Below are 23,848 nucleotides of genomic sequence, written 5' to 3' on the forward strand. Positions count from 1 at the left end.
GTTAAGCTAGGGTAACAAGATATACCTATACCACGAAAGCAACAATACTACTTATAGACAGTTACATACACTGGTATAGCGTAAAAATATGTGTATAAAAAGCAAACTGCCTCTTGCATTGCTTCTGCCTTTCTGTATAATTCGCGCCCACTGCCCAATTAGGGCACGTAATTTTTAGCCGCGACCTCACTGCTTTTAGGGTGGTTGCCGAAGTAACGGATTCATCATCACTGATTAGCCTGTTGCTGGCGTGCTAGAAAAAAGAACAGGGTTCCGATTGGGAACCATCGGTTTACGCACATCCTTTCTTTCCGGAATAAATGGAAGAGAAAGGGTGAATTTTTTTGTTCTTTCGATTGGAGCTTAATCGATGCCAAATCAAAGAATTCGCATTCGTTTGAAAGCGTTTGATCACAAGTTGATCGATCAGTCTACGGCTGAAATCGTTGAAACTGCGAAACGCACTGGTGCTCAGGTAAGTGGTCCTATTCCTCTACCTACTCGCAAAGAACGCTATACAGTTCTGATTTCTCCGCACGTTAACAAAGACGCGCGTGATCAATATGAAATCCGTACTCATAAGCGTTTGGTAGACATCATCGAGCCAACTGATAAAACAGTTGACGCGTTGATGCGTTTGGACTTGGCTGCTGGCGTTGATGTTCAAATCAGCCTGGGCTAATAAGAGAGGGTTATAACAATGGCGATTGGTCTAGTCGGTCGTAAAGTGGGTATGACTCGCATCTTCACTGAAGATGGTACGTCTATCCCTGTGACTGTTATTGAAGCGACCCCAAACCGCGTTACTCAGCTTCGTACTGAGGAAACTGACGGTTATCGCGCTCTTCAGGTTACTGCTGGAACTAAGAAAGCTAACCGCATCAACAAAGCTGAAGCAGGTCACTTTGCTAAAGCTGGTGTTGAAGCTGGACGCACTCTAGTAGAATTCCGCCTAGAAGAAAACGAAGGTGCCGATATTGAAGTAGGCAGTGAAATCACTGTTGAAATCTTTAACGACACTAAGAAAATTGATGTAACTGGTACATCAAAAGGTAAAGGTTTCCAAGGTGCTATCAAGCGCTGGAACTTCAGTTCTCAGCGTATGACACACGGTAACTCTTTGTCACACCGTGCTCCTGGTTCAATTGGTCAAAACCAATCACCAGGTAAAGTATTCAAAGGCAAGAAAATGGCTGGTCAGCTTGGTAACAAGCAAGTGACTACTCAGTCTTTGGAAGTTGTACGTGTTGACGTAGAGAACGGCCTTATCCTAGTTAAAGGTGCCGTACCTGGCGCAACTGGCAACGATGTAATCGTAAAGCCAGCTGTTAAAGCGTAACGTCTGGGGAGTGAACTGATGGAATTAACATTGAAAGACGCGCAAAGCGCTCTTGAAGTATCCGAAGCGACCTTTGGACGTGAATTCAACGAAGCCCTGGTACACCAGGTAGTTGTAGCTTACGGTGCAGGTGCTCGTCAGGGTACAAAAGCGCAGAAAACTCGCGCTGAAGTTCGTGGTGGCGGTAAGAAGCCATGGCGTCAAAAAGGTACTGGCCGCGCGCGTGCTGGTACAATCCGTAGCCCAATTTGGGTTGGCGGTGGCCGTGCTTTCGCAGCAAAGCCTCGTGACTTTGACCAAAAAGTTAACAAGAAAATGTATCGCGGTGCGATCAAGAGCATCCTGTCTGAACTAATCCGTCAAGACCGTTTGGTTGTTGTAGAGAAGTTCGGTGTTGACGCACCTAAGACTAAAGCTCTTATTTCTGCACTTAACGAATATGAACTAAATGACGTTCTAATCGTTACTCCTGAAGTTGATGAGAACTTGTTCCTAGCGGCGCGCAACTTGTACAAAGTTGACGTACGTGACGTAGCAGGCATCGACCCAGTGAGCTTGATTGCATTTGAAAAAGTGCTAATGACTGCTGATGCGGTTAAACAACTTGAGGAGGCGTTAGCATGAAAGAAGAACGTCTACTGAAGGTGCTAGTAGCACCTCACGTTTCAGAAAAGTCTACAATGGCTGCTGAAGCGAACAACACAGTTGTATTTAAAGTAGCTAAAGACGCGAACAAAGCCGAAATCAAAGCTGCAGTTGAAAAACTGTTTGAAGTTGAAGTTGAAGGTGTTCGTACTGTGAACGTTAAGGGTAAAACCAAGCGTCACGGCATGTCTTTCGGTAAGCGCAGCGACTGGAAAAAGGCCTACGTGGTTCTTAAAGAAGGTCAGGACATCGACTTTGTCGGTGGTGCTGAGTAAGAAGGGGATTAGAAATGCCATTATTGAAAGCTAAGCCAACTTCTGCCGGTCGTCGTCACGTTGTTCAGGTCGTAAATCCTGACCTGCACAAAGGTGCACCGTACGCACCTTTGCTTGAAAAGAACAGCAAATCTGGCGGTCGTAACAACAATGGTCGTATTACCACTCGTCACATTGGTGGTGGTCATAAGCAACACTACCGTGTAATCGACTTTAAACGCAACAAAGACGGCATTCCAGCTAAAGTTGAGCGTTTAGAATACGATCCAAACCGTTCTGCAAACATTGCACTAGTATTGTACGCAGACGGTGAACGTCGTTACATTCTGGCTCCTAAGGGTATGCAAGCAGGTGATGCAATCCAGTCTGGTTCGGACGCTCCGATCAAGTCTGGTAACACTCTACCTATGCGTAACATCCCTGTAGGTACTGTTGTACACGCAATTGAAATGAAGCCTGGCAAAGGTGCGCAAATCGCACGTTCTGCTGGTGCTTATGCTCAGATCCTAGCACGTGACGGAAACTACGTTACCCTACGTCTACGCTCTGGCGAAATGCGTAAAGTTCTATCTGATTGCCGCGCCACTATCGGTGAAGTTGGCAATGCAGAGCACATGCTTCGTTCACTAGGTAAAGCTGGTGCTACACGCTGGCGTGGTGTTCGTCCTACCGTTCGTGGTGTTGCCATGAACCCGGTTGATCACCCACACGGTGGTGGTGAAGGTCGTACATCAGGCGGTCGTCACCCAGTAACTCCTTGGGGTGTTCCTACCAAAGGTAAGAAAACCCGAAGCAACAAGCGTACTGATAAGCTTATCGTACGTCGTCGAAACAAGTAATAGCGAGGATTCACCATGCCACGTTCTCTCAAGAAAGGTCCTTTTATTGACCTTCACTTGCTGAAGAAGGTAGAGGCTGCAGTGGAAAAGAACGAACGTAAACCAATCAAAACTTGGTCTCGTCGTTCTATGATCATCCCAGATATGATTGGGTTGACCATTGCGGTCCATAACGGTCGCCAACATGTACCTGTCATTATTAGTGACGAAATGGTCGGCCACAAGTTGGGCGAATTTGCGCCAACGCGTACTTACCGCGGCCATGTCGCGGATAAGAAAGCTAAACGTTAAGGGGTAGGAAGATGGAAGCATTAGCTAAACACCGTTTTGCCCGCACGTCGGCTCAAAAGGCACGCTTGGTTGCGGATCAAATTCGCGGAATGCACGTTGAGAAAGCTCTAGAGCTTCTTGCGTACAGCCCGAAGAAAAGCGCAGCGCTAGTAAAGAAAGTATTGGAATCTGCGATTGCTAACGCAGAGCACAACGAAGGCGCAGACATCGACGAATTACGCGTGTCTAAAGTTTTCGTTGACGAAGGTCCAACTATGAAACGTATCAAGCCACGTGCTAAAGGCCGTGCTGATCGTATCTTCAAGCGCAGCAGTCACATCACTGTGGTTGTAGCGGATAACTAGGAGTAGATAATGGGACAGAAGGTACATCCTACAGGTATACGCCTGGGTATCAGCAAACCATGGACTTCTACCTGGTACGCTAATACTGCAGACTATGCAGACAACCTGTATAACGATCATCAGGTACGTCAGTATCTGACTAAGCAACTAAAGAACGCTTCACTTTCTAAAATCGTGATCGAGCGTCCTGCTAAGAGCATCCGTGTGACTATTCACACTGCTCGTCCAGGCGTTGTAATCGGTAAGAAAGGTGAAGACGTAGAGAAGTTGCGTAACTACGTATCTAAGCTAGCCGGCGTGCCAGCTCAGATCAACATCGCTGAAGTACGTAAGCCAGAGCTAGATGGCCAGCTAGTAGCTGACAGCATCTCTAGCCAGCTAGAGCGTCGTGTTATGTTCCGTCGTGCTATGAAGCGCGCAGTACAAAACGCAATGCGTCTAGGCGCGAAAGGTATCAAAGTTGAAGTTAGCGGCCGTTTGGGCGGAGCAGAGATTGCACGTTCTGAATGGTACCGTGAAGGTCGCGTTCCTCTGCACACTTTCCGTGCGGATATCGATTACGCAACCTCTGAAGCGTCAACTACTTACGGTATCATCGGCGTTAAAGTATGGATCTTCAAAGGTGAAGTTCTAGGTGGTCTACCTACAACTCAAGAGCAAGCACCAGCTGCTCAACCTAAGAAGAAAGGCCGCAACGCTAAGCGAGAGGGCTAATCATGTTACAACCAAAACGCATGAAGTTCCGTAAGATGCACAAAGGCCGCAACCGCGGCTTAGCAGCGGGTAATACTGTTGCCTTTGGTACTTACGGCCTTAAAGCAGTTGGTCGTGGTCGAATGACTGCGCGCCAAATCGAAGCAGCGCGTCGTGCTATGACTCGTCACGTTAAGCGTCAAGGTAAAATTTGGATTCGAGTTTTCCCTGACAAGCCAATTACTGAGAAGCCTCTAGAAGTGCGTCAAGGTAAAGGTAAAGGTAACGTTGAGTACTGGGTATGCCAAATTCAGCCTGGTCGTGTGCTATACGAGATGGAAGGTGTTCCTGAAAATCTTGCACGCGAAGCGTTTGAATTGGCAGCGGCTAAACTGCCATTTAAAACAACCTTTGTAACTCGGACGGTGATGTAATGAAAGCGACTGAACTGAAAGAAAAGAGCGTAGAAGAGCTGAACGCAGAGTTGATTAACCTGCTACGCGAACAGTTCAACCTACGCATGCAGCACACAACAGGTCAGCTTGAAAAAACTGATCAGTTGAGAAAAGTACGTCGTAACATCGCGCGTGTTAAAACCATTCTGACTCAAAAGGCTGATGCGTAATGACTGAGCAAAAAATTCGTACAGTACAAGGTCGTGTGGTTAGCAACAAGATGGATAAGTCTATCACTGTTGTAGTTGAACGTTTTGTTAAGCACCCAATCTACAGGAAGTTCATCAAGCGCTCTACTAAGCTTCACGCCCACGACGAAAACAACGTATGCAATAAAGGTGACGTAGTAACAGTACGTGAATGTCGCCCACTATCTAAGAGCAAATCTTGGATGCTAGTTGACGTTGTTGAGAAAGCTGGCGTTTAATCGCTAACTTTTTCAAAGTCTTAAAAAAGCCGCTCTCGAGCGGCTTTTTTGTATCTGGCGTTTTTCAGTCTTGATTCACACTAAGCACGAGCCTGCCCAGCACTGTCAGACAGCAATGTCTTGTATAAATCAGCGTAGGCATTGGACATCCTTTCTATACCAAATTTACTTGTGACAAGCTTATACAAAGCCTCTCCATATTGTGCTCTTTCATCAGGGGCTTCAATTAAACTAATTAAGCTCTCCCCAATTCCGTCAATATCGCCAGGCGCTACCATAACACCTGTTTCCTTATGCTTGATAACTTCGGGTATTCCCCCCACAGGACTAGATAACACTGCACATTTGTTAGCACCTGCCTGAAGTAAAATATCGCCTAAACCCTCTGAATAGGAAGGATGAACCAGAATATCTACATTAGGGAGTATTTTGGCTACCTCTTTAGTAAAACCGCAAAGCTTCACATGCTCGTCTAGCTTATGGCGTTCTATAAGTGATTGATAGCTCTCTTTTAGATTTCCCTCGCCAAACAATAAACAGGTTACATTTTCATGCTTGTTCAATACATCGTGCATAGCCAAAATGATATCCGCTTGCCCTTTTTGAGATATGTACTGAGCGAAATTTGCAATGACGATATGGTCTTCAGGAATAGAGAATGTACGTCGCAGCCAACCGCTATCTTTGCGTTGGGAATACTCTGTTAAGTCTACTGCTGGATATATAACGCGCTGATGTTCTACGCCTTCACAATGTAGTGAAACCACTTTCCTCACACCTTCAGATACGCTGATAACTGCATCGAATTGTTTGTACTTATAAAATGAAAAGTGAGTTTCGGGGTTATCTATTCGCCTTGTGCAAACCGTAGGCACACCTGAAATTTTGGCGAGCATGGCACCCCATACATCCGAACCTCGTTCGCTGTGTACATGAATAATATTTGGGTTAACCCCATTTACGACTTCCAGTAAACGCTTTACACATAGGAAGTCTGACTCACCGGCATACTTAATGGTATGCGTTTCACAATGCCCAAAAGCCGTATGACGAATCTCACTGTCTTCAGCGCAAACCAAGTGAAGTGAAATATCATCATGGTGCTCTAACGCATTGATGAGGTATGCAACTTGTTCTGCGCCACCGTGAAGATGTATGCCAAGTTCAATGTGAAGAACGCGTATACTCAAATGCCTTCCTTAAAATTTATTTAATATTCTGTATACGCTGCTTTTTTATTTAAGACCGTTTTTTGCGGCTTTTCTTATATGGTTGTGGTTACATCTTGCTGTTTAAACATCGCTATACGCATAAAGCGAGTGATCAATATATTATTGCCTTTCTCATATACACTATTTACTTACGTATAAGGTCGCTTTGCCCTAGACGCGGGCTATTTAGCCACTACAATGTCGAAAGAATCTATCGGGAACTGCGGCACTAGATAGCTAGAATTACCTGCTTACCGCTGGGAGTGGGTGTTTCGCAGTGCCCAGCACACCGTATTTGAAAAGCATAATTCAACATCGATAGTCGATCACTTGTAGTCGTGCCGTCGAAGTATCTGTATCAAAAAGGATGTATTTATGGTTGTTGCCAATACACGTGGCTATAAACCTACTCTACTTGAAACGCTCTGCCGGTGGGGATATTCGCTTGTATTGGCGATTGCGATTCCCTTCGCATTTATTCATTTATTGATAAAAGCCACTAAAGCAAGCGATTGCTCGCATCGAGGGAGATTTGAGCGTTTTGGTATAGTCCCAAAGCCGCTCAAGCAGAATGGCTATTTGTTTCACTGTGTTTCAGTGGGGGAAGTCGTGGCTGCTTCATGCGTAATAAAACGAATAATGCAACACGAGCCAGACGCGCAAATAACCGTAACTACAACCACGTCTACAGGCTCTGCTCGTGTTCGAGATATATTCAAAGACACCGTTCACCATTTCTATCTGCCTTATGATTTGTCGCTGACTATGTCTTCAATGCTGAAACGCATTAAGCCCAAAGCAGTAATGATTACAGAAGTTGAACTATGGCCAAACCTTATTCACGTGTGCTGGAAGCGCAATATTCCCGTTATGGTAATAAATGCTCGCATGACTGAGCGCTCGGCTAAACGTTATAAAAAAATCGGACAACTATTTAACCCTATGTTGGCTAAGCTATCTCACGTATGTGCTCAAGGGCAGAGAGACTATGATAATTATGCATGGCTTGGTGTTGCGCAAGATAAGCTAACCCTCACGAATAATATTAAGTTTGATCAAGCCGCAAATACAGCGAGCTATTCTGCACATTTTCTTGGGTTAGCTAAGGGTGAAAGGCCAATACTAGTTGCAGGCAGCACGCACGAACCTGAAGAGAGCGTTATCGTTGAATCTGCAAAGGTTTTATGGAAAGAGAGCCCTCAACTACGGGTGATTATTGTCCCTCGCCATCCAGAGCGCTTTGAAGCCGTAGCAAAATTACTTGAAAAGCATAATCTGAACTTCGTCAAAAGTTCAGAGGTAGATAACGTTCCAAACGATGTGAACGTTATCCTGTTGGATGAAATGGGTAAGTTAAATCATGCTTATGCGGTAGCAACATTTGCCTTTGTTGGCGGCTCTATTGCCGATAGAGGCGGCCATAATGCCCTTGAGCCGGCAGCATTCTCGTTGCCAATAATGATGGGGCCACACACCTATAATAACCCTGTTATCTGCGACTATTTAAAAGAATGTGGCGCATTAAGCATTGTAGAAGATGCTTCTCGCGTTTCTTCAACGGTACAAGAATGGCTTGAATCACCCAGTAAAGCTGAAAAAGCGGGAATGGCCGGTAAAAAGGTACTACAGGATAACAGCGGCGCGTTAGATTCTACTTTAGCGTGTATACATCGCAGTATTCGTTAAATGCCGTCAGTCAAAAACAGCAACTCGTTGTTATTGAACAAAAAAGGAACCCCGCATTTGTGCGTCTGATGCACCAAATTAGGCGCTGTGACAGCTAAAAAATAATGAATAGGGACTTGGTTTTTAGCTATCTATTTGATTATACAAGGATTGTCAAAGTTGGTTCGCTGCTTGCTATAAAGTGTGCGACAGCGTAACAACAGTAAAATCCAAATAAATATGCACCTTTTAAAAAGGGCACTGCGTTGCGCGTTTTCCAGGGAGAGACCTCCTGCCGGTGGGCAGGAGGTTTTCTTACTTTTGCACTTCTACTTTTTCTTCTTTTCGTTCTGGTTCAATCAAGCTAATCACACGCCATCCTGCTTTAGGCTGAATACTGTTACCGTTGATAAAAGTATAGCTCTTACCTTCAGCGTTGATCGCAATGAGAGGTGTAGCGCGCTCACCATACTGTTTTATGTACTGCTCGTAAGTAAACTCTTCAGATAAACGGGTGGTTTTCACCATTGAGTCACGGGCAATGGCCGATGCTAAATACCCATAAGTAACGCCTTCATCGAACAGAGTAAGTTTTTTCGCGTATTGTTCGCTAACTTGGTGACTTGGTCGCGTAGATTGTTCGTTATTTGTCAGCGCCCATACTTTGTCTTTGCCCATCGTGTATTCAAAGTGATAAGCAATAAGTGGGTTAAGCTGTTTATAAGGCGACATAATCAGCACGGTACCGAATGTATTCAGATCAAGATGTCGCGCTGCATGGTCAGACATTGGGTTGCCAAAATATACTGGGATATCCTTCATACGCGCTTCTCTTATTGCGTCCCAGTTAGTATCTGCAATGGTAACGTCTAGCTTTTGATTTATCATTTCTGTCGCTAAGGCGCGGTTGAATTTACTGCCACCGAAAATCAGATAGCCAGTTGGCGCAGGCGCTCTCACCTTAAGTAGCGACGCAACAGTGCGTGAAGTAAGGCTCTGTACTACCACTGTTGCAATAATCACCATAAAGACAATAGGAACGATAATACCCGCGCCTTCATAGCCAATTTCTTCAAGCTTTAAAGAGAAAAGGGCTGATACCGCCGCTGCAACAATACCGCGAGGTGCAATCCAGCTTAGCAAGGCTAATTCGTTTAACTTGAGTCCGGTACCGACGGAGGACGCCAATACGGACAAAGGCCGAGCCACAAACATAATGGCGGCAAGCACTACAATGGAGCCCCAACCTACATCCACTACCGATTGTAAGTTCAAACGCGTGGCAAGCAGAATAAATAAGCCTGAAATAAGTAAAACACTCAGGGTTTCCTTAAACTCAAGAATGTCTTCTACGTCTACGTCCTTCATATTGGCCAGTACCATACCAGATATGGTAACCGCCAAAAGGCCAGACTCGTGCGCAACATAATTAGACGCTGCAAACACACCCAGAATAACGGTTAACACTGCGGTGTTAAGCAAATAGTGCGGTATCCAGTCTTTGCGAATAGACAGGCCAAGCAGATAGCCAGAAGCGAGACCAAGTACGGAGCCAATTCCAATGGTTTTGCCAAACGCTATCAGCGTATGGGTAATGGCGGTTTCTTGCGATGCAACGATAAACTCGAAAACCAGTACGGCGAGCAGAGCGCCGATAGGGTCTATGACAATCCCTTCCCAGCGTAAGATATTGGCCAAATTCGTTTTCGGTCGCACGGTTCTGAGCATGGGCACTATAACCGTGGGGCCTGTTACGGTAACAATGGCTCCGAATAGGAAGGATAGCTGCCAAGTAAGATCAAGACTGTAGTGCGCTGCAGTGGCTGCGACAAGCCAGGTTACAACCACGCCCACAGAGCAAAGGTTTCGAACCATGTTCCCATGACCCGCGATGTCGCTGAACTTCAGCGTCAGTGACCCTTCAAAAAGAATAATGGCAACAGAGAGAGAAACGACAGGAAACAGCAAATCACCGAATAAGTCGTCCGCGTTGAGCACGCCAAAAACAGGGCCAACCACAATACCGACAATTAACAACGGTAAAATAGCAGGGAGCCTAACCTTATAGGCTAAGTATTGGCAGGTAATTGACAGCAATCCAACTGCAACGAGTGAAAGAAGCGGGTCTGACAAAGTGAGTCCTTAACGTGTTGATATTATTCCATGGTATATCAGCCTAAACATTTGTCATACAGAGACTTTAGGCCAACCTATGTTTATAGCGATATACGCTTGGGCTAAAAGTTTAGACCAATAGACCTTATTTAGCGCACTAAAATGCATGTTAGAGAGTGGGTAGGTTTGATATTATTCTTCACTTATCGTTCTTTTCGGAGCCTTTCATTGAACACTCACTTTAAATTCGCGGCTTTATCAGCATCGCTTGTACTAGCATCGGCATGCGCAGTTCAATATCCCATCCCTTCTGCACAGTTACAAATAAAAAATATCGTTGAGTTGCCGGAAGAACTTTCAGAAACATCGGGTCTATTTTGCGAAACGGACGGCATGTACTCATTAAATGACTCAGGTAATGCTCCCGTCATTTATCGTATAAATTACCAGGGTGAAATTATTGAACGAACGCGCTTACCGCTCACCAATAAAGACTGGGAAGCAATAACCGCTGACGCTTCATCGTTTTACATTGCGGATGTGGGAAACAATAAAGGCAAAAGAGAGCAGGTCGAAATACATAAAGTAAACCGCTCAAATGTGAATGACATCACCTCTATTACATTGAAATACGAGGGTAATGACGCTTCGAATAACATTCCTTATGCACATGATTTTGACTCAGAGGCGATGGTTAAGCATGGCGATGACCTGCTTCTTTTTTCTAAAAGTTGGAAAACTGGTATAACCCATATCTATAAAGTGAACGAAGACGAAGCTGAGCAAACCATTAGTACGTTTGCGTCCATTGATGGACTGCCGGGCGTGGTAACTGGGGTAGACTTCGATCAGCACCAAAATAGGTTTGTTATCACCGGCTACAAATCAGATCCATTTGGAAACTTTGCTACTTTCATGGCTCAAGTATCAAGCGACTTTGCCCTTCTTGATGTATGGCCGCTTGAGCAATATAAACAAGTTGAAGGCATATGCGTGGATAATAACGGCACATATTGGTTCAGCGAAGAAGCTACTGAAGGGCGCAAAGCATCGTTGTCTAGCGCCAGAGTAATGCCATAACAAGTAGCGCCATAACAAGTAGCGCCAAAACAGGTAACGCCGTAACGAGCAACGCCATAAAAAAGCGAGCTGATTGAAGTCTGGCAGCCAATCCCCCGAAGCTTATTCACGGTTGTGAATAAGCGCTCTTTCATTGTCAGCAGCTGTTCTTTTAAAGTTATCTTTTAGTCGATGTTAGTAAAATGGCTAATACCCAACTGCCTACTTTCCTGTCTATACTGAAATTGTGATCGAATAAGTTGTAGCCAACCACAATTTGAGAGGCAGCGAAAAATGAGACGTTTAAACCAGTCCTTTTTAGCAATGTGCTTTTGTCCATGTTTTTTATTGGCGGGTGCAGCTAATGCCTCTGTGGTCGAAAAGGCACAAGAATGGCTCAACAAATATTCAGACAGTGACGATACGTTTTCCCTAACTCTCACTAAAAATAAAATTAAGTTCAAAGGCTGCAAACAAAAGCAGTATCAACTTGCATTTAGCCAAAAACTGGCGCCAATGTTTAACGTTGAAGCCATTGTCCATTACAACAAAGGGCTGCTTGACTACGGTGTTATGTCTCAGCGTGTCAGAAGCCACGAATTTGAAGTGGTTAGCTGGTGGGATCGAGGTGATTATCGGTTGGGGTTAAGCCATAAAGTTCGTCCCCGTCATGAGATGAGCATTCCGGTTGCCGATACAATTCGTCTGCCTACCAGTACATCAGCAGGCCTTTACGTTGAAATCCCATTCAAGGAAGACAAGCACCTTCTTACTGTTGGAGCTATGAGAGAATCGTGGGAAAGTGAAGGAGCATCAATGCAATTGCCATGGCGCTCCAGCCGTGACAATCAAGTAAAAGTAGAATACGCCATCACTTTCTAAATGATGGCGCATAAGGTTGTATTATCTCACCGCTTTGTCATTCATAAGACATAAGTAAACTTAAAGCTTAAATCTGCTCACTTCAGACGAGAGTTCTTGCGCCAGTTCATCGAGCTTGTCACTCACGCTAACCAATATCTTAGTCGCATTCAGGGTTTCTTCACTTGATGCACTAATGTCATTAATATTTCGACTGATATCTTCAACCACCGTAGCTTGCTCTTCCGTAGCCGTCGCTACTTGCGTGTTCACATCATTAATGTGAGCAATCTCTTCGGCGATATCTTGAAGCAGTTTGTCTATTTCATTGGTTGCGGTTACCACATCGGTTGTGCGTGCGCGACTTGACTCCATTTGCGAAACGGCAGATTTAGAGTCTTGCTGGAACTTATCGATCTTCACCTGTATTTCATCAGTCGCTTGAGCGGCACGTTGTGCAAGTGTTCGCACCTCATCAGCAACGACTGAGAAGCCTCGGCCGTGATCGCCAGCCCGAGCTGCTTCTATAGCAGCATTTAGCGCAAGTAAATTGGTTTGCTCTGAAATACCTCGAATTGTATCGAGGATACCGCCAATGGCTGCGGTGTGTTCATCTAGCGATTGAATAACCCGAGACACATCTTGAATTTGACCCGAAAGACCGTTTATCGCGTGCACCGCACGTTGGGTAATTTCTCGACCGTGAGCGGAATTAGTTGTAGCCATATTCGCATTTTGCGCAGCATGGGTAGCTGACTGGGCTACTTCATTTACCGTACTGCCCATCTCTGTTAGCGCGGCTGCCGCCTGTAAGGTTTGATCGCGCTGGCTCTTGGTAGAGTTTTCTGTTTGATGAGACTGCTTCGCAACATCTTGTGCCGACGCCTTTAGTGCGTGACTTGTTTTCGCCACTTGCGAAATGGTGCCGTGAAGGTGATCAATAAAGTTATTGAACCCTTCCACTAATCGGGCAATTTCCTTTTGTTCTGGCATAGGAATACGAGAGCGTAAGTCGCCTTGTCCTCTGCCAAGCTGCTGGAAAACATCGGCCAGTGATTCAAGTGGTTTGGTAAGCGTGCCTGCTAGCCAAATACCAATAAGTGCGAAAGCGCCTGCTATCACCAAAGCCCAAATAATAATCTGGCGACTGCCTGCATTTAGTGATGCGTAAAGCTCATGCTCGGGTACTTGTGCAACCACGTACCAACCGGCTTTTTCCACATAGGTACTGGCAAACAGTTGCGTGTCGCTTGCCGCGTCGCTGGTGGCCATAGCAAAGCTCTGACGATTGAGTAGTTGCCCTGATGTGCTTGAATCGCTTATGGACGCTAACTTAGCCTTTCCTAATAACTCGGTATTGGGATGAGCGATAATGGTGCCGTTTCCGTCAACAAGAAAGACAAAGCCGGTTTGCGCAATTTTCACCGCATTGATGATATCTAGCAGCTCATCGACCGATTTAGCGACACCCGACATACCTCTGCCGTTTACTTGCTGGTAATTCGCAAAAAGTCGGTAACCTTGACCCGGTTCGTTGTATAGGCTTAGTGAAATTGGTTCGCCGCTATTTTTGTAAGCGAAAAACCACGCATCAAATTCATCGTTTTGTAGCACCCGCAAGAAACCATCTTGGTTCCAATATTTGTAGGTGGTTCTGTCTACAAATGAGGCTACCGTTAAATCGTTAAATTCAACGATATTACTTAAATAGCTAAGGAGACGGCGTTCTCCAGCGCTATCTGCGCCTGCCGACGACCAGGCAAGAATATCGGGGTTAGAAGCAATGCCGTGAGCAACGGTAAGCATTACACTTGCTTCCCTGTCCACTCGGTTACCAACTTGTTTAAGTAATGAAGGAAGCTGAAGTTCTTCCATGTTCTCTTTAACGAGATCACGGGCGATCCATTGGCTAATAGAACCTACAAGAATAGCAGCAGCGAGCACCGCCACAATAAGAGAAATAATGAGTTTTTGTTTTATACTGAAAGTCATGACTTTCGACCACGTAAGTTAATGCTGAAATTTATGATCAAGGGTGACGTGGCATTGCAGGCACAGCAACGTCTGATACTGAGTCCTAGGCGGGTCAGTACTACTCTCTGATTCTTACGCTAGTGCTATTGTTATTTTTAAAGCGCAGACAAGTTATCGACCTTTTCCCCGCAAAGTTTATACTTTTTGCTAGGGCAAAGAGATTGTGAAGCATAATTGACCAATAGGTCAATAGAAAGATGAGGCTTTACAAAAACGTCAGTTATAAAAAAGCCCTCTGGCTTACGAAGAAAACAAGAGGGCCAATGGCGTACTGAAGCTAAATATTTAATTAGCCACAGCTAGGGCCTGTTGCTCTTTGATGTAGAGCGAATAACAACAGGACCTAGGAAGGGTAAGTGCGTTAACTTACTCTTTGCTTTCCTTAGGAATAGGGAAACCACGGTCACGCATCAATGCGTCTACCTTGGCGTCACGACCACGGAACTTGCGATATGCTTCAGCTGGATCCATTGCGTTACGTACGGCGAATAGATATTTCACTAAGCGATCGCCTACTTCTTTATCGTAGAAACCACCCGGTGCTTCCATAAAGGCTTCTGCTGCGTCAGCAGTAAGAACCTCTGCCCACATGTAGCCGTAATAGGCCGCAGCATAACCTTCACCCGAGAACACGTGACCGAAGTGAGGTGAACGGTGACGCATAACGATTTCTTCTGGCATACCAAGCTTCTTAAGCTCTTCACGCTCAAAAGTGTCAGGGTCAATCTTGCTAGGATCGGTAGTATGATACTTCAGGTCCATAATGGCAGAAGCCATGTACTCAGTGGTTTTGAAGCCTTCATTGAAGGTTGAGGCCTTTTTAATCTTCTCAACTAGTTCTGCTGGAATTGGCTCGCCTGTTTCATGGTGAACCAGATAGTTGTTGATTACCTCATCGGTGGTTAACCAGCGCTCTAATAACTGAGACTGGAACTCAGTGTAATCGCGTACGCCAGAATGCGAAGACGGATATTCTACGTCAGACGCTAAGAAGTGAAGAGCATGACCAAATTCATGGAAGTAGGTTTCAGCATCATCCCACGAAATAAGTGTAGCTTCGCCATCAGCACCTTTCACGAAGTTCGAGTTGTTTGAAGACAATACGGTCTTCTTGCCATCGAACGTGGTGTAAGAGCGATACGTCGTTGCCCAAGCACCAGAGCGCTTACCTTGGCGTGAGAATGGGTCAAGGTACCAAAGACCGATATGCTCACCGCTGTCTTTGTCAGTTACTTCCCATACTTTCACGTCTTCGTGGAAAACGGGTACTTTGCCTTCTTCAACAGGTGTGAAGTTGAAGTTGAACAAGCGACCTGCAACGTAAAACATCGCTTCGCGCAGCTTATCAAGCTGTAAGTACTGCTTTACTTCGTTTGAATCTAGGTCGTACTTCGCTTGGCGCACTTTTTCTGCATAGAAGCGGTAGTCCCATGGCGCAATAGTGATGTCTGCACCTTCTTCATCGGCAATGGCCTGCATGTCGGCCACTTCTTCTTCAACGCGAGCAATAGCGGCAGGCCATACTTTCATCATCAGATCCATGGCGTTTTCTGGGGTCTTCGCCATACGATCTTCTAAACGCCACTGTGCGTAATTTTCGTAACCTAACAGCTCAACGCGCTCATCTCGAAGGGTTAGGATGCGCTTGATAATGTCATTGTTATCAAACTCGTCGGCATTGTCACCGCGGTTGTAGTAAGTACGCCATACTTTTTCGCGAAGCTCACGATTGGTTGAGTAGGTCAAGAAGGGGTCCATAGACGAACGCGTATTGGTGATCGCATATTTACCTTCTTCGCCGCGAGACTCTGCTGCCGCTTTAGCTGCCTTTACAAACGAAGCGGGTAGGCCGTCAAGCTGGTCTTCAGTAATATAAGTAACGTAGTTTTCTTCGTCTGCTAGTACGTTGTTAGAAAACTTGGTGTGCAGCGTAGCAAGTTCTTGGTTAATTTCAGCGTAGCGCTTTTTCGCTTCGCCATCTAACGTCGCACCGTTGCGCGCGAAGCTGTTGTAAGTCATCCACGTAATACGCTGTTCTTCTGGCGTGAGCGATTTCAGTTCATCAGACTCGTACACCGTTTTCACCCTTTCAAAGAGTTTTTCATTTTGCGTAATTTGAGTGAAGAAAGCTGACAGTTTTGGTGACATCTCGGCCTGAATTTCGCGGAATTCAGGGCTAGACTTGTTTGAGCTCCAAATGCCGTAATACGTGAATACGCGTCCAAGCTCTGCACCTGCGCGCTCCATTTCAACAATGACGTTTTCAAACGTTGGTGGCGCTTCGTTATTTGCGATGGCTTCGATCTCTTTAAGATTCAGTTCCATGGCTTTTTCTAGCGCAGGCTTCAAATCTTCCAATTTCATTTTATCGAAAGCAGGCACACCGCCGTACGGGCCTTTAAACTCTTGAAGCAGCACGTTATCAAACTGTGCTTGTTGAGATGTCGCTGTATTTTGTACATCTGTGCTGGTGGTCTCAGGTGCTTTTTGTTCTGAACATGCACCGAGTGCAACCACAACCGCCATAGCGGTGAGTGATGATTTAAATTTACCCATGAGTTTTCCTGTCTGTTTTTTTATCTATACGTTTTTGACAAAATCCATCTTAAGATAATGTAAAAATAAGTTAAATGCTCTTTAACGTAATTCCTTGCAGTACAGCGGTTTGAAGAGAAATCGCGCTGATATGCAATTCGTCGAAATTGGTCAAATTTTGATTGGCTTTATGCTGCTTGGAAATTACACTGCGCGCGTTCTGAATAGCTGTCTTCCGCAGCTCGTAAACCACTGACTTTTTTACTGTGATCATCATGTTTGAATTACTTCTTCACGCGTTTCCCGTTGCATTCGCTTTGGCCTCCTTTTGGTCGAACACTGAACGTAAATTACTGCTACTGAATTTAGGGTTATGTATTGCTATTGGCTCACTTTTGGTTTTCGAGCAAGCGTGGGGAGGAGCCGTAGTAATTACGGTGGCAGGGCTGAGTACCAGTTATCGTTTAATAAAACAAAAACTTCTGTCTCCTGTGGCAACCTACATTACATTAATCTCTATGATGGTTATTGTGCTGACGGTGAATAACCTAACCGGTAAAACATCGTTAGTTGAAGCTATGCCGGTGTTAACTTTTATGGCATACCGGTTTGGCGAACTTCACTGCAAGGAAGCGGGTTTAAGGGTATGCATGATCATTGGCTCCATCAACTTCACTGCGTACGGAATAATTACGCAAACGTGGGGATTAGCCATTACTGAAGCCCTGTTTGCAGCCTCGAACCTGTGGTATTACATGAAGCTAAGACGTGCCATGCGCACCAGCCCTGTTTGAAGCATAAAATAGTTCATGTCAGACCGATAACAGCACTAACCTAATGACAAGAATGTCGACGTACTGAAACCGTTGCTTGTATTGAAACCATAGCCGCTTTGTGATTTATTGCGTTTTTAAAGGGAATCAAACTTTCACAGGGAAGACGATGCAACGCAAACCCATCGACAAGGCACTATTTCTTGGTGTTCCAGTGTTTCTACTGGCTCTTTTTATTTTAAATATCACTGCAGAAGGTGAAGTTAAACTAGCGGCTACCCTAGGTAGTGTTGGGCTATGTATAGGCTTTTTCTCTTATTTAAGAAGCAGGCGCTTCGGTAATAGATATCCCATTGAAAAATTGATAGAAAAAGATGGTGATTTTGTGATGTTTCACTTTTTACAGGGACTTGATCGCCAGCCCCTCAGGGTGAACGCCAATACTATCTATGCGCTTAATTTTTCTCACCATTACCTTGGAGTCATTTTGGAAAGCGGCAACGGTAAAGGGTTTGACTTTCACTATCCTCATAAGGAAGCCGTAATAAAAGCGAGACTTCAAGAGGTGCTTGGTGATGATGGATTTAACAACGTAAAAAAGAATGTCTAAATAAACGAAAAAAGTGTAAAGAGAAGCCCGAAAGTAATGTTTACTCGCGGGCTTTTTTAATTTATTAGTGTAAAGACTTACGCAAACACCACGGTTTTATTTCTGTGAATAATCACGCGGTCTTCTAAATGGTAGCGCACGCCATGAGCTAATGCCGTTACTTCACAATCTTTACCCTTACGTACCATATCAGCTGCACTGTCACTGTGACTTATACGTTTAACGCTTTGCTCAATAATAGGGCCTTCATCTAAATCTTTAGTAACGTAGTGACAGGTTGCGCCGATTAACTTTACGCCGCGATCATAGGCTTGCTGGTATGGCTTAGCACCTGCAAAGCTCGGCAAGAAACTGTGGTGAATGTTAATAGCTTTACCTTGCAACTCTTGACAAAGCGTATCAGGTAAAATCTGCATAAAGCGGGCAAGCACGGTCAAATCAATTTTGTATTCTTGAAGTAAAGTCGTGATTTGCGCAAAAGCGGCTTCTTTCCCTAACGCTTTAAAGTCTACCCAATGGAAAGGGACTTTGTACCAGTCTGCAAACTGTTTCATTTGCGGGTGGTTACCAATAATAACCGGAATATCACAGTGTAGTTCGCCTGTGTGCCAGCGGTGAAGCAGGTCAACTAAACAGTGAGACTCAAGGCTGGCAAGCAGGGCGACGCGCTGTTTTTTGCTGGAGTCGCTCAGCTTCCAGTTCATCTGATATTCGTTAGCAAGCGGAGTGAATTCTTTAACAAAGCTTTGATGATCTAACTTTAGCGAGTCGGTGCTAATTTCATGGCGCATGAAAAAGCGGCCGGTTTGTAAGTCAGTATGATGGCTTGCTTCAACGATGGTAGCGTTATGGTCGGCCAAAAATTGCGACACGCTGGCAACGAGCCCAATTTGGTCTGGGCAGTCTATTACTAATCTAAATGTTTGTTGCATTTGGGCAGTTTGAATAAAAAAACAGGCTTTCTTTTTACCTGTGCCGCCATGTGTTGTAAAGGCGACGCGCTACTTTAAACCAGCTTAAATTGCTATAACTCATAATCAGATGAGGTCTTAAGCTCAAAAGGTGTGAGTCAAATGGACATCAGTTTACCCAAGTCAGCACGGTATTGCGTTTGCCTTTACTCGTCGGTTATCCCTCGGCGCAGCTTTTCTCTTACCGACATATTGTGTTTTAACGGCCAAGACTGGCGGATAGGGTAGACTACCCCTTGCGGTGTAGAGACAGACTCAAAAAGGTGAAATGCCGAAACGTGAACGTCTACATTGGGGCTGTAAAGGGGAAGAGGCAAGCTCGACGTAGCCTTTCTGACAAGTGTAACGTGAGGCTTATATTCTCTACTTTCTACCTCTATTGCCGCCTTGCGGGCTGCTTTTCGCGACAATTTGGCGAGTTCACCTAGCGCCTTTGGCGCATCTGTCGGCGAAGCGAAGAGTATCTTAGGGCCGTTCCATAATCCCGTCGCATCGAGGGTTAGAGAAAAGGGTTCGCTCACAAGCTGATCGAGTTCATACACCAACGCTTCGTGCTGCCGGTGATTTATCTCACCTAAAAAGCTAAGCGTTATGTGGAAGTTCGCCGCCGGCACTGCGTACGGTTGCGCGGGCCCTTGGCTATTGGTGTTGTCGTAGCGCGCATTGGTAGACTTTCGAGAGCGGGTATACTCGCTTTTTACCCATTGACGGGGCATAACTTCAGGCAATGCCTGTTGGCGCCAGTTATCTAGAGCAAGTTTTTCTGTGGCGCTAAGATCTAAACCAATAAAGCTTCGCATAGCTTTCCTCCTTCCAATTTGCCCTTTAGCTTGTACATCACGTTAATGTCCATACAAACCTAAGTTTATCATGGCGCTACCTGCGAATTCCAAAACAAGACGCAAGTATTGAGCTATTTGCCAAATTTAAAAAAATAGCAGTGATGTTCGGGTGCATTGCTCAAATCAGGTACACTATACCCATCAACTTATAACACCTTTATGCCCTTTATGTTACAGCCGTTTTCTCACTTACCCGCTTATGAACTCGTTACGCCGCTTGAAGAAGCTGTAGCCGCTAGCAACGTCATCATAGGGGCTCCTCCGGGCGCGGGAAAGTCCACCGTACTTCCTTTGTCACTGCTGAAATCATCGCTTAAAGGAAAAATATTACTTATGCAGCCACGGCGCGTGGTGGTGAGAAACCTTGCGGACTATTTAGCTAGGCAATTAGATGAAAATGTGGGCGAAACGGTTGGCTATCGCATTAAGGGGGAGTCGAAAACATCGTCTGCCACTCGGCTTGAGATCATAACCGAAGGGGTGCTGACTCGCATGATTCAGCAAGACCCTGAGCTTGATGGAGTAGCCGCTATTGTCTTCGATGAATTTCATGAACGCAGTATTCACAGTGACTTCGGTTTGGCACTAGCGCTTGAAGTACAGTCGGGGCTTCGCGATGACTTACGATTAGTTGTAATGTCGGCTACCTTGGATGTAGCACCCCTTCAAATGTTGCTCAATGCGCATAGCGTACTGCCAGTAGTGAACTTGAATACGCAAGGGCGCATGTTTCCCGTTGACATCCGCTACACACAAGATGTGCAGGCGCATGAGTTAGTACCCAAAACCTGCAATATCATAAAGCAGGCAGTAGGCGAACACGACGGTGATATTTTGGTTTTCCTACCTGGGCGAGGAAGCATTAATGCCGTTGCTAAGGATATAAAAGGCGTTGCTGAGAGTGCGGGCATAGACGTTCACATGCTCTATGGAGCGTTAAGTAAATCTGTGCAACAAGCCGCTATTACGCCAGACCCGCAAGGCAGACGAAAAATCATATTATCTACCAATATTGCTGAAACGAGTCTTACCATTGAAGGCGTGACGGTGGTTATTGATAGCCTATGGGAAAACAGTGCTCAGTATCATCCGTCCAGTGACATAACTGCGCTTACCCAGCAGCGCATTTCGCAAGCATCCGCCATTCAAAGAGCGGGGCGCGCGGGGCGTGTAATGGCCGGAACCTGCTATCGGTTGTGTAGCAAAAGCAGCTTCGAGCGTTTGGCCAAATACAATGCGGCGCAAATTGAAAAGGAAGACTTAAGTAGCTTTTTGCTTGATACCTTAGCCTGGGGCAGTAGCCCAGATACCTTGGCATTGTTGACGAAGCCTACACAAGCGCAGCAGCAGGTCGCACAACAAAAGCTTCAGCGCGTTAATGCTATCTCACAATCCAGCATTACTCCCTATGGAAGAGCGCTGGCCCAGTTACCCTGTCAGCCCCATTTAGCCCACTTATTGCTGACCGTTAAACAAGGGATTGATGGACTTAGTGCTGATGACAACGACGCGCTTCGCCACGCCGCACCTTTTGTTGTGGCCCTTAGCGAAAGTAATGTCAGTGTGGGCGGCGCAACAAATGTCATGGATGCGCTGCTCCACGCCAATAGCAACACGCGCAGTCAGCTTACACAGCAAGCTACCCGTTATGCGCGCTACGTGCAAAATAATGATGGAAAAGCACAACGCTTTAAGCCTGATATTAACGAACTAGACGAGCAAGCCCTTGGGCTTTGTATCGCTATCGCATTTCCTTTGCAGGTGGGCTATAGGCGCAGTGCGTCAGATAAATCGGCAGAGAGCTCGAATACAACAAATGGTAAGCCTAAGACCGGTATAGTCGAATACAAACTGGCAAGTGGCAAAGGTGCAGAGCTCACTGCTGCTGGTAGTGCGTCCATTTTTAATGAGAGCGAAAATGGCGATGGACCATGGCTGGCAGTGCTCGACGGGCAGCTGATAAAAAGCACGGTGGCAATACGCTTGGCACAGTCAGTGCCTGAAAGCTGGTTGCGTTTAGCCTTTCCTGACGCGTTCAAAGAAAAGCGCAGCGTTATTCTTAACAGCGATACTGGGGTAATGGAAGCCAGAGTAAGTACGGGCTTTTATGAGATAACGTTAAATAGCACACCGGTTTCTGGACAGGAAAAAAGTCGTGAAAAAGCATTCTGGGATGATGCGTTATGCAACGCATGGTTCGCCTACCTTGATGCACTTCCTCTATCAAGCTGGCCGCTTTCTGACGCAGACTGGCAATGGTGGCGAAGAGTGGCAATGGCTGGGAAGCTCAATTTGCCACAAGACAAAGCCTTCGATGAACCCGAGCCGTGGCCGTCGTCATTGAACGCTCTCGTGCACCAGGCCAAAGACAGTTTAGCACCTGTCTTAAAGAACTGTAAAAACATCAAAAACCTTAAGCAGTTACCGTGGAAAACAGCCTTGAATAATGGTCTTTCTTGGCCTCAGCAAGATGCCTTGGCCACACTCTTGCCAACTCACGTGACTATTCCAACCGGCAGAGAGGCTAGCCTGGATTATCGCGATAATGGAGATGTGGTGCTGTCGGTCAAAATGCCAGAGTTATATTCTCAAGGCACGCCATTAACGATAGCGGGTGGGCGAATTACCGTTGTATGTGAGCTGCTGTCGCCAGCAGGTAGGCCATTACAAACCACCAGTGATTTAGCCGCCTTTTGGCATGGCAGTTATAAGGAAATACAAAAAGAAATGAAGGGGCGCTATCCAAAGCACTTTTGGCCAGATGACCCCGCAAATGCATCGCCGACCAGCAAAACAAAAAAGCATATGTAGCGCGCTGATACGGCTACACGAACCATCGTTTTCAGGTGATTTTTGTTTATTTTAAACAAAAGTGGTATCTATACGCCATTTTCCTATATGCCAGTTTCGTACACAGTATGTTTTTTACGACAGTGGTCGTACGCTGAAACTTGCGCTAAGTTGGAGTTTGAAACCTCACTCTTATTTACAGGTTAAACTACGCAATGAAACTATCTTGTATTGCTACTGCTGCTTTTTTATTTGCTACTTCAATTAACGTTCAAGCTCACGATTTTTGGCTAGAACCCACAGCATATCGTTCACAAGAACCGAATTCGCTGGCATTGCAGTTTAAAGTGGGTCATAAGGAAGATACCTCTCATTGGAACCTTGCATGGGATAGAATAGTCGCGTTGCGCACCTACTCTTTTGACGGTGTAACTGATATGGCTGCCAGTGTTGTACCTAAAACCTCGATGCTGCCGGGCATGGCAAAAACAACCAAGCTCCCATCCGGTACTCACGTCATAGGATTTGAAAGCTATCACGCCACAAGCACATTAAAAGCGAAGAAGTTTAATCAGTATGCAAAAGAAGAAGGCTTAACTGAGGTATTGGCGCACCGCGAGGCGAGGGGACAAAACGATATCGCCGGCAAAGAGCTGTACTCTAGAAAGGCGAAAACCATTGTGCAAGTTGGTGACGCGGTAACGAACAACGTATTAAAACCCATTGGCCACACATTGGAAATAGTGCCTCTTGAACATCCTTACAAGCTTGCAGGAAACACGCTATCTGTTCAGGTATTATTTAAAGGTAAGCCTTTGAGTAACGCGCTTATTGATGCGTATTCCTTGGTTGATCACAGCGCTAAAGAGCAAGCGGTTAAAACGGATAGTGAGGGCAAGGCGACATTTAAATTTGACGTCGAAGGACCTGTAATTCTGAATACAGTTTGGGGAGTCCCACTTACAAATAGCGCGGCTGCAGATTTCGAAACCTATTTTTCAAGCCTAACGTTTGAGTACTTTCAGTAACCAATAAGCTGAGCGGTTTTTACCTTACCGATTACTGAAAATACCA

General features: G+C 45.6%; 25 protein-coding genes. 18 read left to right on the forward strand and 7 right to left on the reverse strand.

Features of this window, described 5'->3' with window-relative positions; genetic code table 11:
• The first annotated feature begins 370 nt into the window (after nucleotides 1-370).
• From rpsJ to rpsQ, 11 genes are read left to right on the forward strand one after another with little or no spacing between them, the layout of a single operon-like run.
• Entirely contained in the window at nucleotides 371-682 is a 312-nt protein-coding gene (gene rpsJ / locus MASE_RS01400; protein WP_010179497.1) for a 30S ribosomal protein S10, read from the forward strand.
• A gap of 18 nt (nucleotides 683-700) precedes the next feature.
• Nucleotides 701-1,339, forward strand: a complete 639-nt coding sequence (gene rplC, locus MASE_RS01405; protein WP_014947975.1) for a 50S ribosomal protein L3 — start codon at nucleotides 701-703, stop codon at nucleotides 1,337-1,339.
• An 18-nt stretch (nucleotides 1,340-1,357) separates the two neighbouring features.
• Entirely contained in the window at nucleotides 1,358-1,963 is a 606-nt protein-coding gene (rplD, locus tag MASE_RS01410; RefSeq protein WP_012516958.1) for a 50S ribosomal protein L4, read from the forward strand.
• Entirely contained in the window at nucleotides 1,960-2,259 is a 300-nt protein-coding gene (gene rplW / locus MASE_RS01415) for a 50S ribosomal protein L23 (protein ID WP_012516959.1), read from the forward strand. Before rplD ends, rplW begins: the two co-directional genes overlap by 4 nt.
• Nucleotides 2,260-2,273: 14 nt before the next feature.
• Nucleotides 2,274-3,098, forward strand: coding sequence for a 50S ribosomal protein L2 (gene rplB, locus MASE_RS01420; RefSeq protein ID WP_014947976.1), 825 nt, complete (start codon nucleotides 2,274-2,276; stop codon nucleotides 3,096-3,098).
• A 15-nt stretch (nucleotides 3,099-3,113) separates the two neighbouring features.
• The gene (rpsS, locus tag MASE_RS01425) at nucleotides 3,114-3,389 is read left to right on the forward strand and encodes a 30S ribosomal protein S19 (protein ID WP_012516961.1); all 276 of its coding nucleotides are present in this window, start codon (nucleotides 3,114-3,116) and stop codon (nucleotides 3,387-3,389) included.
• An 11-nt stretch (nucleotides 3,390-3,400) separates the two neighbouring features.
• On the forward strand, nucleotides 3,401-3,733 hold the full coding sequence (rplV, locus tag MASE_RS01430) for a 50S ribosomal protein L22 (RefSeq protein WP_014947977.1): 333 nt from the start codon (nucleotides 3,401-3,403) through the stop codon (nucleotides 3,731-3,733).
• Between the two features lie 9 nt (nucleotides 3,734-3,742).
• Entirely contained in the window at nucleotides 3,743-4,447 is a 705-nt protein-coding gene (gene rpsC, locus MASE_RS01435) for a 30S ribosomal protein S3 (protein ID WP_014947978.1), read from the forward strand.
• A 2-nt stretch (nucleotides 4,448-4,449) separates the two neighbouring features.
• Nucleotides 4,450-4,860, forward strand: coding sequence for a 50S ribosomal protein L16 (gene rplP / locus MASE_RS01440; RefSeq protein WP_014947979.1), 411 nt, complete (start codon nucleotides 4,450-4,452; stop codon nucleotides 4,858-4,860).
• Entirely contained in the window at nucleotides 4,860-5,051 is a 192-nt protein-coding gene (gene rpmC, locus MASE_RS01445; RefSeq protein WP_014947980.1) for a 50S ribosomal protein L29, read from the forward strand. The genes rplP and rpmC overlap by 1 nt, the downstream gene beginning before the upstream one ends.
• Nucleotides 5,051-5,308 carry a 30S ribosomal protein S17 gene (gene rpsQ, locus MASE_RS01450; protein WP_014947981.1) on the forward strand — a complete coding sequence of 86 codons (258 nt, stop codon included), beginning with the start codon at nucleotides 5,051-5,053 and terminating at the stop codon, nucleotides 5,306-5,308. Before rpmC ends, rpsQ begins: the two co-directional genes overlap by 1 nt.
• 80 nt (nucleotides 5,309-5,388) lie before the next feature.
• On the opposite strand, the gene MASE_RS01455 is transcribed toward rpsQ, so the two are convergent.
• Complete coding sequence (locus tag MASE_RS01455) at nucleotides 5,389-6,498, reverse strand: glycosyltransferase family 4 protein (RefSeq protein ID WP_014947982.1); 1,110 nt, start codon at nucleotides 6,496-6,498, stop codon at nucleotides 5,389-5,391.
• Between the two features lie 396 nt (nucleotides 6,499-6,894).
• On the opposite strand from MASE_RS01455, the gene waaA reads away from it, so the two are divergent.
• A complete protein-coding gene (waaA, locus tag MASE_RS01460; RefSeq protein ID WP_014947983.1) occupies nucleotides 6,895-8,205 on the forward strand; it encodes a lipid IV(A) 3-deoxy-D-manno-octulosonic acid transferase in 1,311 nt (436 codons plus the stop codon).
• Between the two features lie 294 nt (nucleotides 8,206-8,499).
• Here waaA and MASE_RS01465 read toward each other — a convergent pair whose 3' ends face one another.
• On the reverse strand, nucleotides 8,500-10,317 hold the full coding sequence (locus MASE_RS01465) for a cation:proton antiporter (RefSeq protein WP_014947984.1): 1,818 nt from the start codon (nucleotides 10,315-10,317) through the stop codon (nucleotides 8,500-8,502).
• 210 nt (nucleotides 10,318-10,527) lie between these two features.
• Here MASE_RS01465 and MASE_RS01470 point away from each other — a divergent pair, with 210 nt between their 5' ends.
• Complete coding sequence (locus MASE_RS01470; RefSeq protein ID WP_014947985.1) at nucleotides 10,528-11,379, forward strand: SdiA-regulated/phytase-like domain-containing protein; 852 nt, start codon at nucleotides 10,528-10,530, stop codon at nucleotides 11,377-11,379.
• 273 nt (nucleotides 11,380-11,652) lie between these two features.
• Entirely contained in the window at nucleotides 11,653-12,240 is a 588-nt protein-coding gene (locus MASE_RS01475) for a hypothetical protein (RefSeq protein WP_014947986.1), read from the forward strand.
• Nucleotides 12,241-12,300: 60 nt separating this feature from the next.
• On the opposite strand, the gene MASE_RS01480 is transcribed toward MASE_RS01475, so the two are convergent.
• The 3 genes from MASE_RS01480 to MASE_RS01490 form a co-directional block, all read right to left on the reverse strand.
• Nucleotides 12,301-14,211, reverse strand: coding sequence for a methyl-accepting chemotaxis protein (locus tag MASE_RS01480; RefSeq protein WP_014947987.1), 1,911 nt, complete (start codon nucleotides 14,209-14,211; stop codon nucleotides 12,301-12,303).
• A 408-nt stretch (nucleotides 14,212-14,619) separates the two neighbouring features.
• On the reverse strand, nucleotides 14,620-16,809 hold the full coding sequence (locus MASE_RS01485) for a M3 family metallopeptidase (RefSeq protein ID WP_014947988.1): 2,190 nt from the start codon (nucleotides 16,807-16,809) through the stop codon (nucleotides 14,620-14,622).
• A 70-nt stretch (nucleotides 16,810-16,879) separates the two neighbouring features.
• Nucleotides 16,880-17,065: a hypothetical protein gene (locus tag MASE_RS01490; RefSeq protein ID WP_014947989.1), complete on the reverse strand. Its 186-nt coding sequence runs from the start codon at nucleotides 17,063-17,065 to the stop codon at nucleotides 16,880-16,882.
• Here MASE_RS01490 and MASE_RS01495 point away from each other — a divergent pair.
• Both MASE_RS01495 and MASE_RS01500 read left to right on the forward strand, forming a co-directional pair.
• Complete coding sequence (locus MASE_RS01495; protein ID WP_014947990.1) at nucleotides 17,064-17,582, forward strand: YgjV family protein; 519 nt, start codon at nucleotides 17,064-17,066, stop codon at nucleotides 17,580-17,582. The genes MASE_RS01490 and MASE_RS01495 overlap by 2 nt on opposite strands.
• Before the next feature lie 148 nt (nucleotides 17,583-17,730).
• Nucleotides 17,731-18,171: a hypothetical protein gene (locus MASE_RS01500; RefSeq protein WP_014947991.1), complete on the forward strand. Its 441-nt coding sequence runs from the start codon at nucleotides 17,731-17,733 to the stop codon at nucleotides 18,169-18,171.
• Nucleotides 18,172-18,248: 77 nt separating this feature from the next.
• Here the strand turns inward: MASE_RS01500 and purU are convergent, their stop codons facing one another.
• Nucleotides 18,249-19,103 (reverse strand): formyltetrahydrofolate deformylase, encoded by an 855-nt coding sequence (gene purU / locus MASE_RS01505; protein WP_014947992.1) that lies wholly within the window; start codon nucleotides 19,101-19,103, stop codon nucleotides 18,249-18,251.
• A 185-nt stretch (nucleotides 19,104-19,288) separates the two neighbouring features.
• Nucleotides 19,289-19,942 (reverse strand): RNA 2',3'-cyclic phosphodiesterase, encoded by a 654-nt coding sequence (gene thpR / locus MASE_RS01510; protein WP_014947993.1) that lies wholly within the window; start codon nucleotides 19,940-19,942, stop codon nucleotides 19,289-19,291.
• Between the two features lie 156 nt (nucleotides 19,943-20,098).
• Here thpR and hrpB point away from each other — a divergent pair, with 156 nt between their 5' ends.
• Both hrpB and MASE_RS01520 read left to right on the forward strand, forming a co-directional pair.
• Nucleotides 20,099-22,795: an ATP-dependent helicase HrpB gene (hrpB, locus tag MASE_RS01515; protein ID WP_014947994.1), complete on the forward strand. Its 2,697-nt coding sequence runs from the start codon at nucleotides 20,099-20,101 to the stop codon at nucleotides 22,793-22,795.
• Nucleotides 22,796-22,989: 194 nt separating this feature from the next.
• Nucleotides 22,990-23,802: a DUF4198 domain-containing protein gene (locus MASE_RS01520; RefSeq protein ID WP_014947995.1), complete on the forward strand. Its 813-nt coding sequence runs from the start codon at nucleotides 22,990-22,992 to the stop codon at nucleotides 23,800-23,802.
• Nucleotides 23,803-23,848: the final 46 nt, after the last annotated feature.

Origin of the sequence: Alteromonas macleodii ATCC 27126, from assembly GCF_000172635.2 — a bacterium.
Lineage (GTDB): Bacteria > Pseudomonadota > Gammaproteobacteria > Enterobacterales > Alteromonadaceae > Alteromonas > Alteromonas macleodii.